We start from the raw sequence: 13,365 nt of genomic DNA, 5'->3' as shown, positions 1-13,365 counted from the left end.
GGTTAGGGAGGGGTAACGTCAGGATTATGGTTAATTCGTTGGACATCATATTACCCCAAACGCATGGAAAAATACTGACGATATAAATCGCAACTGAGAACGCAATCATTACCAGAGAATTTCACTAACCCCAAGCTGTGCAGTTTAAACCCAACTTCCGCATCAAGTCTCATAGGTTCATCTGCCATCACCACTTTTTTATAAGCTGATTCTAACTGAGGATTGTGTTGTAAATTCCACAGTTCCTGTCGCAGATGGTCGCTAAAAATTCCCTGTTCCGTCGGCGCAAGGCTTAAAAGTTCTTCTAGAGTGATTTGCTGACTCTTGAGGTTGGCTAAAGCCTGTTGTATAAGATATGGGTGTCCTCCTACCAACTGCATCAACTGACGAAATCCATCTTCTCCCAACTGTCCATCTAATTCATACTGGTTGGCAAGAGTTATGACCTGAGAAAGGTTAAATTCAGGTAACTCTATCGCTAATCCAACATTAAACGGTGAATGATTGGTATCCAAGGATGGATAAACTTCGGTGGAATGAACCACAACTAACCGCAGTTTCTTCCAAATATTACCAACTTTGTCCCCTTGTTTCGCTGTTTCATACCAACTCCGCAGAAGCAAGCAAAATGGGGAGAAAATATCAGGATATTCAAATAACCGTTCAAAATTATCTATAGCAAAGACCAGAGGAGTTTTGATATCTGAGAGTAAATACTTTTGAAAGTAACGAGTACAGTTTTTATTCAGCCCGTAGATATCTTGCCAGTATTCGTTCACCTTAAGTTGAAGTTCTAAACTATCAGAAACATCAACGCATAACCACTGCAAGAAACTTTTTAAGCTAGTTAAGGTATCAGTATCAGCAAGTTTCAAATCTAATTTAGCTGTTTGATAACCCTGCTCTCTCGCATAGTCGAGCAATTTCTCCAATAGTAAAGTTTTTCCCATTCTCTGCGGTGCTTTAAGGCGAATCAGCGCCCCTGGTTGTACAATCGCACCAAAGCTTTTCTCCTCAATGGGCGGTCGTTCAATATATATGATTTCATCTGGTTCTGGTGTATAATTTCCAGGTAGTGTTTCTTTTGAACGTTGGGATTGTAAATTATTCTGAGTCATAAGTTGAGGAATGAGTTGCTGTGGTATCCCTGCTACCCGAATGAGACTACAACCTAGTTTATAAGCAAACTCATAACTCTTATCTGCTCCGAGTGCATCATAAAAACCCACAGCAAACTCAATTGCTGCTTTATCTTGGATTGCCTGACGAATGCCTACAACATAATTGATGTGTTGTGCGATCGCCCTTGCCTGGTACTCTGAATAACAAGCATTAAGGACAACACACTCAACTTGGTCAGCAAACAGTTCAAACAATCCTGCCAATGCTTCTGCATCAACTAGCTTGATTTGACCCGCTTCATCTTCAAATACCAAACCATCTTCAGAAGAACCGTGTCCGGAAAAGTGAATGATGTGCGGTTCGTATTCCAGAATAGCTCTGTGTATATCTCTGTAGCGTACTGCTTCTGCCCGATCTATTGAAAAGCGATCGCGTTTCTTTGCCCGTCTTAACCCTTCCTTTATTTCGCGCATCTCCTCATCCAGACGCAATGGGCTTGTTCCAGAGGGATTTGCTGACATCAGCAGGATTTTTCGGTTTGGACTGGGATTATCACTCATGAGAAACTTAAGGTGTTCAAGAGTTATGACCTCGCATTGACACAGACTCTTTTGTATAAGTGCAAGCACTCATTGCTTATGCACTTAATAATAAAGGATGGTGTCTGTACCGCAGTACTTGTGGATTGAATAAAAAATGCATATTATAAGACCACACTGCTGAAAAACAGTGTGGCTTGGTTAGTTATAGTGATTTTAAAAGTTAATAAATTAAATCATCGATAAGTTTTGATGCGTCACTGTTTTTTAGTGACAAAGTAAGTTACAAAACCAGATTCCAGGATTCCGGATTCCACTCAAATATTTTTTCTTGCGATTAGCCCAAGCCACTGCCCTAAATCGCGACTAGGCTGTCTGAATACTGGAAAGGTTGCGATTCGGGGCAGTGCGCGGAGTGCGATCGCCTTTATGCACTGCGCTTTGCGCAATCGCCCTCCAATTTCCTCTAAGAAATTCCCGCTATCGTGGTAAAATAAATAAAACAAAGCGCCCGGCTCTGACAAAGTAGGCGCTTTTGTTTGAAACATTATATATTTCTTAAAGCCATGATAACAGAAAACATCACGGATGCGATCGCCTGCCCAAAATTTTCTGGCATTTCTGGTGAAATCGACGAGAGATTTCTCAGAGTAAAAGAGTGGTACGAGTTTATTAACGAGCAACAATTAAAGTTTGGGCAGTACCTCGCTGAGGTAAAAGCAGAAACAAAGCGCCAGTATGTAAGGGGACTAGAGAGCGTAGGACTGGTAAAAACTCAGTTGAATAAGTTCATCAAAGCTGCTGAGATTGCCGATAATCTCCCCAGTAAGTTGTCCCCAAAACTTGGTTTATATGTCTTGCTCCAACTTGGACAGAAGCGAAATGGGGACGCCGTCGAACACTTGACTGAGAACGACACCCAGTTATCTGCTGCTCAAAAAATTAAACAGCACCAGAAGCCACCACAGCCAAAGATGCCCAAGCCTGTGATCGAATGGGAGAGGAATCGGGAAGGCTCGCGCACTCTTGTATTGCGCCTCACGGATGGAGATGCGGCACTCGCCATTGAAAGCGGATACAAAAAATCAGGCTTACCGCTCCCCTTGTATCTATCTAATCTCATCCAGCGCCATGAGGAAGTACCCCAAAGCTGGCAGGGGGCACAGGAGGAATTGGCACAATATATGGATACTCAGAGCGAAGAAATTCAATCGCTCCTCAGCCAAATCAGGGAAGCCAACGAACTCATCAACAGGCTTCCGAATCCAAAGGACGCAACTGAATGGATGATGCTGCGAACTGCGAGAGAGGAAAGAGAGAAAGCAGAAGAGATACTGGGCGCTCTGTATTTTTAGCAGCTAAAAAGCGATTGGCTGAGTCCAGAGGACACGCACCCGGAGCGATTGCCCGAAGGGCAGTGGGCTTCGCCCAATCGCCCTCAATGTTCTGCACCGTAATGGTTATTCTTCTGTCACTTGCGCCCAACGATTTATATCTAACGATATTGACAAACTCTTCTCTCTTGTGGAATGAAACAGCCCTGCTTTCAGAAGTGCATAAAAATTTCTAGTCTCCCTTATGAAAGAACAGAGGCGGTTGAAATCAAAACCGCCGCCACACAAACAAAAAAGGGAAGCTGGAACAATGGACACCAAAATTTTACTTGAGCAATTCCAACTGGTAAACTTTCAAAAAGGCAAACGGATCACGATACTGGGCGCAGGTATCGCAGGTTTAGTAGCAGCATATGAGCTAGAGCGCCTGGGACATGAAGTCGAAATTATGGAAGGTAGCCCACGCATCGGTGGACGGGTATGGACACACCGCTTTGGTAACTCCCCTGATGCACCCTACGCCGAACTGGGAGCAATGCGTATCCCAAACGACCACGAAATGACTCTGCACTACGTACATGAAATGGGACTGTCTGACAAACTGTGTAAGTTTATGACAGTGTTTGAGGAAAGCAACGCAATGATGAACATCAACGGACAAGTGCTGAAAATGAAAGACGCACCTGGTGTTCTGCAACAAACAGAAGGCGGTATTTTCAGTGACACTCGCTACAGTGAAAGAACTCGCGCCTTTGCAGCTTGGCTCAAAACTATTATTAATACTATCGCTCCTGGTAATCTCCGTTCTGATTTTGAACGCGACTTGAACTCTCACTTGATGGATGAGTTAGAGCGCTTAGATTTAAACCCCTACTTTAGCGAAGACGGCGAAACGATTGACTTGCACTCATTCCTGAGACAAAACCCAAGCTTCCGGGCAAAGTGTTCTCAAGGATTGGATATTTTCCTCGGCGACATCATGACAGAAACCAGCCATGACTTGTTGCAACTCAAAGGTGGGATGGATCAACTCATCCAACGTTTGGCAGCTTCAATCAAAGGTTCTATCAAGTGTAACCAAGAAATCGTTGCCCTGCGCGTGCAAAATGACTATGTCCAAATCACTTGGAAGGAAAACGGACAGTTGCACACCAAGAACTGCGATTATGTACTATGCACGATTCCCTTCAGTGTATTACGCAAGTTGGAATTGAGCGGCTTTGATGATGATAAACTCGATTCAATTCACAACACTGTTTACTGCCCCGGAACGAAAGTTGCCTTTCACACTCGCGAGGCTTTCTGGGATAAACAAGGCATCAAAGGTGGTGCTTCTTTCAGTGGTGAAGGTGTGCGTCAAACATACTACCCTAGCGTAAAGTTCAATCCTGAGCATGGTAGCGTGATGTTGGCTAGCTACACCATCGGTGACGATGCTCAACGCATGGGGATGATGTCTGAGTCTGAGCGCTTTGATTACGTCCAAAACACTGTAAGCAAGATTCATCCTGAACTGAATACACCTGGTGTGATAGTGGACAAAGCATCCATTGCTTGGGGTAACTACAAGTGGAGTGCTGGCGGATGCACAATTCACTGGGATTCGACAGATGGCTCTAGCAGTTACCTCAAAGCGCAAAGACCTCAAAACACTCTGTTCTTTGCTGGTGAACACTGCTCTCGCTTCCCAGCATGGTTACAAGGTTCGATTGAGTCAGCACTGGAAGCGGTCTACGATATCGTTAAGCACAAGAGCGTTGCACAATCCACTGCTGTGCCCGTAGCCAATTCTTGGAGCAAAAATCCTCAAATGGTCACAGTTGGAGTTCGGTAGTTATAACCACGTTCATCTAAATTATTACAGTTCGGAGGTAAGCATCAAGAAAATTTAACAACTAACAGTCCATATTCAATTCAGCTAATAAATCCCTTTTTGTTTCGCCCGCCCCAAAGCGGGCTTTTTTATCTTTCTCCTCGTAGCGCCACCCCACACTATTAACTCAGTTTTAACCGCAAATTGATAATAATTTGAAGCACACTTAACGTTCCGGTGATAATCTCTGTTTGAGAAAAAAAGGAAAACAAGAAGGCTAAGTGAGTGAAATTGATATCGTCGGGTGCAAAGACACTTCGGGCGTATTCTGCGGGAAACTAGCATTGCTACATCCTAACCAGTCGTTTCCCATATTGAGTTTTGCTGAAAAAGTCTCTGTACTAACCACACCTAACGAAATCAATACTCTCTTCTGTTTGGGTTGACAATAACAGACAAGGAGGAACTTGTGAGCCGTTTAAATTTTGAACGTTTGCTCGAGGTAAGACTTAAACGGAGAAACCTGTTAATTGGTGCTGGAGGTTTAGTAGGTTTTACTGTTGCTAGCCAATGGTCACATCGGGTACTCGCACAGCCAAAGTTTTCTGGCTACCCCTTTACTCTTGGTGTTGCTTCTGGCGATCCACTGCCCCATGGAGTTATTTTGTGGACACGGCTAGCTCCCGATCCAATTAACGGGGGTGGTATGCCACAGGAGAATGTCCAAGTACAATGGCAGGTGGCGACTGATCCCAATATGAAAAAAGTCGTGCGAAAAGGAATTGCAGTCGCATCTGCTGATTTAGCTCACTCTGTACACGTTGATGTCCGAGGACTGGAACCAGACAAAGTTTACTGGTATCAATTCAAAGCAGGGAGTGAAATTAGCCCTATTGGGCGCACCCGTACATTGCCTGATAATCGCACACCTGTTAGCCGACTTGACTTTGCGTTTGCTTCCTGCCAAGAGTACCAAAGCGGCTTCTACACAGCTTACAAATTCATGGCTGAGGAAGACCTGAACTTTGTTATTCACCTAGGTGATTATCTTTATGAAGGCGGAATTAATACGAATAGAGTACGTCAGCACAATAGTCCAGAAATTATCACTTTAGACGACTATCGCAACCGCTATGGTCTGTATAAAAGTGATCCAGATTTACAGGCAACTCACGCAGCGTTCCCCTGGATTGTGACTTGGGATGACCACGAAGTGGACAATAACTGGGCAGGTCTTGTTCCAGAAGACCCAGACAATCAGTCACCCGAACAATTTTATCAACGCCGTCAAGCAGCTTTCCAAGCATATTACGAGCATATGCCCTTACGCATTAAACCATCCTTTCCATGGGACGACTTGAGGCTGTATCGACGGTTTACTTTTGGTGATCTAGCTTCTTTCCATGTTCTTGATACTCGCCAGTATCGTTCCGACCAAGTCTGCTTGCAAACTTTCCCATCAGCACCAGACTGTCCGGAACGACTTGACCCGTCACTGACTATGACTGGCACAGAACAAGAGAAGTGGCTATTCCAAGGATTAGGTAAATCTTCCACCCGTTGGAATGTTCTTGCTCAGCAAATTTGGTTTGGGCAAATTGACTACCAACCAGGACCAGGGCAGGCATTTAATATGGACCAGTGGGATGGTTACCCCGCTGCGAGGCAAAGAATTCTAGATTTTATTGAGAGTCGTCATCCGTCGAATCCTGTCGTTATTACAGGAGACTGGCACTCTTTCTGCACCCAGGACTTGAAGAAAAACTTTGACGACCCAAACTCCAAAACATTAGCAACCGAATTTGCTGGTACGTCAATTAGCTCTCTATGTCCGTGGGCTTCTAACGTCCAAGCAAGCCTATCAGAAAATCCGCACGTCAAGTTCTTTAACGGCGATGTTCGTGGCTATGTCCGCGCTTCAGTTACACACGACACTTGGCAGAGTGACTACCGAAGCGTTTCGACAACTGCTAATCGAGACACTGCTACAATTAGCAACCTTGCTTCATTTATCGTTTTGAATGGGCAACCAGGCGCTGAGCAAATTAGCTAGGGAAAGCAGCATCACCAGATAGTTCACCTTTTGGCTGTATTAAACCTTACAGCTATTTTCAGGTAAATAGACCACGCTCTCCGGGGCACAGCATTGCTGTACCCCTACTTTCGATGTGGTTCAAATAAATGAAAACATCAATGAAAAGTGCTGTAAGTTAGGGGACTTTTATTTAATGGGGTGGTAAAGCCCATCTTTGAAGTGAAATCGCCACGCAGCCTTGTGAGAGAGTGAGAAAGGGGTTGCTGTCGGCAACCCCTTTCTCACTCTAAAGTATGCATTACAAATCTGCACCCGATGGTTTTCCAAGCTGGAAATGTTGCCATGGAATAGGATATCGTTAGTATTACAACTAGAACAAGAAGCTAAAAGAAGAGGACTAGCTGTTTCAGATGTCGTCAGGGCATGGATAGCTAAATTACCTGCACCAAAATTGGAACAATTGACTATAGATGATTAGATTTGCCTAGAAGTTGAAGGAAGTTTTGCTATACCTAAAGTTGCAGTTCAAACCCTGCGATCGCCCCTGAAAGAGCGATCGATTTTCCATAGAAGTAAGGGTCGATAAGTTCACTTGACAATTCCCAAAACGGGCGCTACTTCAGGCTCTGTAATTCTAGGAGCCAAGAATCCCTTAGCATAAATCTGCGGATTTGTTTGTGCAATTTGGATATAGGATTGGCGAACCTGAGCATTCACAGCGACAGTTTTCACATCGTATATCTGCGTAGCCAGCTTGGGGTAGAATCCAATGCCAACTATCGGCAGCAGAAAACAGGCAGCAATAAACAACTCACGTGGTTTAGCATCGATATAGACTGCCTCGGTAGGTAGGAGACAGTCCGTACCGAAGCAAAGTGTTCCCTCATCCTCTTGATTCTCCAAGCCTGCATTGTTAATATCACAGGTAGGTGCGACACCAGAACCGTAAAATACCTGTCGCAACATCGAGAGCAGATAAATCGGCGTGAGGATGACTCCCACTGCGGCTAAGAAGACTGTCACGGTACAGAAAGACGAACTGTAGATATCACTGGTCGTCATGCCAACAAAGACCGAGAGTTCGCTGACAAAGCCACTCATGCCGGGGAGAGCTAGTGACGCCATCGCACCTGCTGTGAACAGAGCAAACACTTTGGGCATCGCCTGACCAACACCGCCCATATTGTCCATCGCCATCGTGTGAGTGCGATCATAGGTTACGCCTGCCAGGAAGAACAGCACCGCTGCGATTAAACCGTGCGATATCATTTGCAACATCGCCCCGCTGACTCCCAACTCGGTAAAGGACGCAATACCCAGCAGTACGAAACCCATGTGGGACACTGACGAATATGCTAGGCGACGTTTCATATTGGATTGGGCAAAGGAGTTCAACCCACCATAGATAATGTTGACAACGCCCAGAGTGGCTAGAATCGGTGCAAAGTAAATGTGTGCGTTAGACAGAAGTTCCAGATTCAGGCGAATCAATCCGTATCCGCCCATCTTCAACAGCACACCAGCCAAAATCATTGATACCGGAGCAGAAGCTTCACCATGTGCGTCAGGCAACCAAGTGTGCAGAGGGAAAATAGCCAGCTTGACGCCAAACGCAATCAGCAATCCTGCATAAAGTGGCAATTCTAGCGCTAGTGGGAAATTCTTCATGCTGAGCGCGGCGATATCGAAGGTCATATTGCCGCCGTAGAGAGCCATTGCCAGCCCTGCTACCAGAATAAATATAGAAGCAGCTGCGGTATACAATAAGAATTTAGTTGCTGCGTAGCGGCGCTTTTGCCCGCCCCAAATAGAGACAAGCAAGTAAACGGGAACCAATTCTAGCTCCCACATAATGAAAAACAGCAGCAAGTCTTGGGCTACAAACACCCCTATCTGTGCAGAATAGAGCACCAGCATTAGGAAATAGAACAGTCGGGGCTTAACATTAACCTGCCAAGCTGCAAAGATCGAAAGTGTCGTTACTAATCCTGCTAGAAGCACGAGTGGGACAGATAGTCCATCAACTGAAACTGCCCAGCTAAAACCTAACTGAGGCACCCAGGCATACTTCTGTGCAAGTTGAAAAGTAGCGTTGCTCGCATCGTAATGCTTCCAAAAGGCGTAGCACATCAAGACAAAATCCGCGATTCCTACGCCTAGTGCATACCACCGCACGCGCTTGCCATCTTTATCGGGTAGTACGGGAATAAGCAGCGCAGCAACGAGTGGCAGCACCACAATCATGGTGAGCCAAGGAAATTGATCCACTCTCATAACAGTGAGCAAAAGTACTTATATTTGAATAAAGTTATTGTACTCAACTTTGTAAACATTGATAAATTAGTCTTTACCCCAGCTAGCCATATAGGGATATCTATAATTGCAGAGATGATTATCAAAATTCACAAAAATTTAAGGCGGAAGCCCACCAGTTAAAGGGAGAAAACCAAGAAGTTTTCTCCCTTTAACGTCCTTCAGGGGTGGGAGGAAGCCGTAGGGGAACGCCAGTCGCCTGCTGTCGGGAAACCCTCCTGCAGCGCTGGCTCCTTTAGTCCCCGTCCCCATCTTTCAATCAACTCGCTAGCGCTGATACCTTGCTGTTGAGCTACTTTGTTGATTTCGTGCCAAGCAGTATCGGTTAGTTTAACGGTATGAGACTTTTTGAGCTCGTCGTAAAAAACGGGAGTATTTCTTAGTCTTTTTTGTCCTTTAGTCATTGACAGTAATTAGTACGCACGTCTATGCTAAAAATAGGTCGATAAGGAATATATGTCAATGCAGGTCAGTTACCAATACAAGTTACGCCCTAAACAAAGTCAGTCTCAAATGATGGATTCTTGGCTAGATATGCAGCGTAGCCTGTATAACTGGTTTCTAGCTGATCGCATTGATGGCTACTATCAGACCTTTATCATGGGTGGATATTGCGACATCAGAACCAAATCTGAGCAATATCCGTTGACGTGTTCTTTGAGCAAAAACTCAAACTTGCATAATCCTTGGAAAAACCCAGACAAAAACGGAGTAGTCAAAAAGCGTTCTGTAAGTTTAATGCAAGATGCTTATTTGGCAGAAATGAAGCAAGCTAGACCTTGGTATAAAGCGATCCACTCAAACGTGTTGCAGATCAGGGTAAGCGTCTTGACACGGCAATGGAAGGCTTCTTTAAACATGGTCGCGGATTTCCTTCATTTAAAAACAGGTCTAACTTTCGTTCTTTCCAGTACAAGCCAGGTGACGTTAAGCTCGATGGGAACAAAATATATCTGCCATCAATAGGGTGGATGCGTTTTTATAATTCTCGTCCTATTCCACAAGGATTCCAGATTCGTACTGTAACACTGCGTAAAAAAGCAGATGGTTGGTACACGAGTATATTAATTAAAGATGATTCGGTTCCTGATTATCCGACCCCAAAAGAAGTTAATACTATTGTGGGATTGGACATGGGATTGACTAAGCTTGTTCATTGTTCAGATGGTTCTGACTTTGACAATCCTCGCCCCAGTACCTCCAAAAAAGAAAAGCGTACTTTAAAAATCAGGCAGCGACGATTATCCAGGAAAAATATTGGTAGCGCTAATCGCAAATTTGAAGCACAAAAACTGGCTCGACTCCACAAAAAACACGCCGATAAACGTAGTGCTTATCAATGGTTTGTAGCCAACAAGATAGTTAATAAGGCTGATGCTATTAGCGTAGAAGACTTGAACATCAAAGGGATGAAGGCAAAGTGTAAACCCAAGCCTGATGATGTTAAACAAGGTCGATTTCTCAAAAATGGTCAATCCGCTAAACGCGGTTTGAATCGTTCCATCTCCGATGCTTCATGGGGAACTTTGATAGAAAAAATTCAGTACGCGGCTGCGAAGTCGGGAAAAAGTTTTTTCAAGGTAGACCCAAAAAATACAAGCCGCACCTGTTCTAAGTGCGGCGTCGTTGATGCCTTGTCTCGCTTTGGAGAAAAGTTTGTTTGCACATCATGCGGACATGAAGCACACGCAGACAAACAAGCAGCGGGCAACATCAAAACCCGTGCTGTACAACAAAACGGGTTAGTAATCAAGAAACTTAAAAAGGTACGCAGGGACTCTGTGAAACCCAAACAGTTAATACTGTTTGAAACGCCCACCGTTGAATCGACAACGGGTAAAAGGAAGCAACACCGTGCTAGAAATAGCTTTCCAAGGTGTGCCTGGGAACCCGCCAACTCAATTGAGTTTATGGGATATTGAAGACTTGGCTTAGTCTTTAAGAATCCCACACCTTCTAGGTGTGGGAGCGTCAAGAGAATATAGAAAATACTCACCGTCTATTTAAGGCTGTAGAAGAACGCGATGTCGCTGGAGTTCTTGCCACCTATGATCCTGAGATTGTCATCCGCGATGCAGAATCACTGCCGTATGGCGGCATCTATCATGGTCTTGAAGGAGCAAAGCAGCATATTGAAGGCGCTGCTCAAACTTGGAATCCCTTCAAACCCTCCCCAGCCGAGCGAAAATTGGATGCTGTCTTTCTGGACTGTGCAGAGTATGTCATCGCGCTTTGGCGGTTGAAAGGACTGGAACTGAGCAGCGGCAGAAGGATCGATTTGCCAGCAGTAAACGTCTATAAACTGCGCAATGGAAAAATTGTTGAATCCCAAATGTTTTACCGAGGCGCGGAAGGCTCCACCCTCAATGTACTCATAGGGTGGAGATTGAGAGCGGGCGCTCAGGAGGGCATTTGCGACGTATGCTCACCCTGAGGGGGCGCGTCCGTGAATGTCCGAAGAATCGCGCCCGTATTTCTAGGTTTTCCCCAGAATTTCTCCGGTTCAGGTGCTACACTATTATTGGTTGGCTCCCTCACCACTCGGCTGACCACAACACGAAGTAGCAGAAAGGATGCGCGGCGTCAGTAACTAGCGAGAGCAAGGGGGAAAGATTCCGGTCACTGGTTCGTATGATTACCCTCTGCGGTAAAAGATAAGCCATACAGGAATGTACGGAAAAGAAATTAACTGCCCTTGGTTGACGGGCGGCTGCCTGTGGACGCGGAGTAAGACCAAATCAAACACGGGAGCCAGTACTGCAGGAGGGTTTCCCGACCTAGGGTTCTGGCGTGTTTGAGGAGGCGTCGGCGGATGAGACGGGAAACTCACTCATACGAATAAGACCGTCGTTGCGGAACTGGAATTGGAAGCCCCTTTTTCAGCGAAGCACTCATGGGGTACTTCACTCAGATACTGCTGCAATCGTGCAATTTCTAGCAAGCAAAACCTAAGCGTGGATGTTAACACGCAGCTGAAGTTGATCCAAATTGGCAAACTGCACAGGAAACGTGATCAACTGCTTTTTGCTTGCGATCGCAGTTGCCCAGACCATCAATATCAATCGCTTGAAGGTTCGCGGGGTGACAATCCTTCCATTAGCGATCGCACCAGTTCTTGCACAAACTGACGATCTGCTTCAGGGTTCGGAGGCTCACCAAAAAAGCACTGCCTCAAGGCATAACTTGCACAGGTTCCAAAAAATGCCTCAGCAGCGATCGCTGGATTTGCCTGGGCAGCGACGCGACCGAGCCGCTGTTCTGCCCGTAAGTAGGCGGCTAACACAGGGGCAGGACGCTCCTGCTTTCGGTTCTGAGCTTGTGATTTGAGTGCTTCCCGATATCGTTCAAGTAGCTCTGGTTCCGCAAACAAAGCCGCTCTCATGGGGGCGGCTTTGTAGTAGAAGGCAAGGGCAATTTGCGCTAACTCCTCCAAGTGAGCTTGAACCGTTCCCTCGCCAATGCGATAGGGCAATTTTGACAGAGCATCCCAATAGTCCGGCAGCAGTTTTTCTAAGAAAATCGCCACAAATAAATCGGCGCGATCAGCAAAGTGGTTGTAGAGCGTGCCATCCGCACAGCCTGCCTCACGGGCAATTTCACGGGTTGAGGCTGCTGCTAACCCTTTTGTGCGAATCACCCGCTCTGCTGCATCTAAAAGCCGTTGCCTTGTCGTTGTCATTGATTACCGTGCGCTCAACCTTGCCATTGATAGGATAGCTTTTCCATGTTATACGGTTCTAAATTTACTTCGCCCGTAAAATCTCTGGCACACAATTCCAGATGGTTGCCAGAAGGATCGTGAAAATAGAGCGATCCGTGTCCGGGTGGTCCAAAGCGAATGGGACCTGCAACGGGGACATGGTTAGTAATCAGGCGTTGCTTGAGATCCAGCAAGTCTTCACCACGGACTGCAAAAGCAAGATGGGGATTGACCTGATTCACAGCAGGTTGCCCCCAAGGTTGGAAAAATAGATCGATCAAAGGACTGTCTCCAATCGTGATGGCAATGAAGGGCATCTGTCTTGATCGCTCAGTTCGGTACACTACCTTGGCACCTAAAACTTGGGTGTAGAAGCGCTCAGCAAGGTCGAGATCATGCACAGGAAGGGTTAGATGATCAATGCCTGAGATTTGTGCTTGAACTTTATTCTGTATCTGAGATACCCCATGCATAAATGCAGGGGGTTCTAACTCACTACGCGAGTTTCG

10 protein-coding genes and 1 pseudogene are annotated in these 13,365 nt (G+C 45.7%); 6 read left to right on the top strand and 5 right to left on the bottom strand.

Features of this window, described 5'->3' with window-relative positions; genetic code table 11:
* Positions 1 to 50: 50 nt before the first annotated feature.
* Positions 51 to 1,682, bottom strand: a complete 1,632-nt coding sequence (locus ACM0OZ_RS36840; protein WP_414587794.1) for an AAA-like domain-containing protein — start codon at positions 1,680 to 1,682, stop codon at positions 51 to 53.
* A gap of 545 nt (positions 1,683 to 2,227) precedes the next feature.
* Here ACM0OZ_RS36840 and ACM0OZ_RS36835 point away from each other — a divergent pair.
* The 3 genes from ACM0OZ_RS36835 to ACM0OZ_RS36825 all read left to right on the top strand — a co-directional run bounded on the left by ACM0OZ_RS36835 (position 2,228) and on the right by ACM0OZ_RS36825 (position 6,861).
* On the top strand, positions 2,228 to 3,016 hold the full coding sequence (locus ACM0OZ_RS36835) for a hypothetical protein (RefSeq protein ID WP_414587793.1): 789 nt from the start codon (positions 2,228 to 2,230) through the stop codon (positions 3,014 to 3,016).
* Positions 3,017 to 3,305: 289 nt separating this feature from the next.
* Complete coding sequence (locus ACM0OZ_RS36830; RefSeq protein ID WP_414587792.1) at positions 3,306 to 4,829, top strand: flavin monoamine oxidase family protein; 1,524 nt, start codon at positions 3,306 to 3,308, stop codon at positions 4,827 to 4,829.
* 448 nt (positions 4,830 to 5,277) lie between these two features.
* Positions 5,278 to 6,861, top strand: a complete 1,584-nt coding sequence (locus ACM0OZ_RS36825) for an alkaline phosphatase D family protein (RefSeq protein ID WP_414587791.1) — start codon at positions 5,278 to 5,280, stop codon at positions 6,859 to 6,861.
* A gap of 570 nt (positions 6,862 to 7,431) precedes the next feature.
* Here the strand turns inward: ACM0OZ_RS36825 and ACM0OZ_RS36820 are convergent.
* Positions 7,432 to 9,117, bottom strand: a complete 1,686-nt coding sequence (locus ACM0OZ_RS36820) for an NAD(P)H-quinone oxidoreductase subunit 4 (RefSeq protein ID WP_414587790.1) — start codon at positions 9,115 to 9,117, stop codon at positions 7,432 to 7,434.
* A 200-nt stretch (positions 9,118 to 9,317) separates the two neighbouring features.
* Positions 9,318 to 9,560: a hypothetical protein gene (locus ACM0OZ_RS36815; protein WP_414587789.1), complete on the bottom strand. Its 243-nt coding sequence runs from the start codon at positions 9,558 to 9,560 to the stop codon at positions 9,318 to 9,320.
* Between the two features lie 52 nt (positions 9,561 to 9,612).
* On the opposite strand from ACM0OZ_RS36815, the pseudogene ACM0OZ_RS36810 reads away from it, so the two are divergent.
* The 3 genes and pseudogenes from ACM0OZ_RS36810 to ACM0OZ_RS36800 all read left to right on the top strand — a co-directional run.
* Positions 9,613 to 9,735, top strand: a pseudogene (locus ACM0OZ_RS36810) (helix-turn-helix domain-containing protein); the annotation flags it as partial.
* Between the two features lie 260 nt (positions 9,736 to 9,995).
* On the top strand, positions 9,996 to 11,078 hold the full coding sequence (locus ACM0OZ_RS36805) for an RNA-guided endonuclease InsQ/TnpB family protein (RefSeq protein ID WP_414587788.1): 1,083 nt from the start codon (positions 9,996 to 9,998) through the stop codon (positions 11,076 to 11,078).
* A 38-nt stretch (positions 11,079 to 11,116) separates the two neighbouring features.
* Positions 11,117 to 11,590 carry a nuclear transport factor 2 family protein gene (locus tag ACM0OZ_RS36800; protein WP_414587787.1) on the top strand — a complete coding sequence of 158 codons (474 nt, stop codon included), beginning with the start codon at positions 11,117 to 11,119 and terminating at the stop codon, positions 11,588 to 11,590.
* Positions 11,591 to 12,214: 624 nt separating this feature from the next.
* On the opposite strand, the gene ACM0OZ_RS36795 is transcribed toward ACM0OZ_RS36800, so the two are convergent.
* Both ACM0OZ_RS36795 and ACM0OZ_RS36790 read right to left on the bottom strand, forming a co-directional pair.
* Positions 12,215 to 12,835 (bottom strand): TetR/AcrR family transcriptional regulator, encoded by a 621-nt coding sequence (locus tag ACM0OZ_RS36795; protein ID WP_414587786.1) that lies wholly within the window; start codon positions 12,833 to 12,835, stop codon positions 12,215 to 12,217.
* 14 nt (positions 12,836 to 12,849) lie between these two features.
* The coding region (locus ACM0OZ_RS36790) for a VOC family protein (protein ID WP_414587785.1) at positions 12,850 to 13,365 on the bottom strand (516 nt) is incomplete at its 5' end.

Source organism: Scytonema sp. PCC 10023, assembly GCF_963920835.1.
GTDB lineage: Bacteria > Cyanobacteriota > Cyanobacteriia > Cyanobacteriales > Nostocaceae > Kalymmatonema.
The sequence above is the reverse complement of the archived record's forward strand: the minus strand, read 5'-3'. Positions and strand labels throughout refer to the sequence as shown.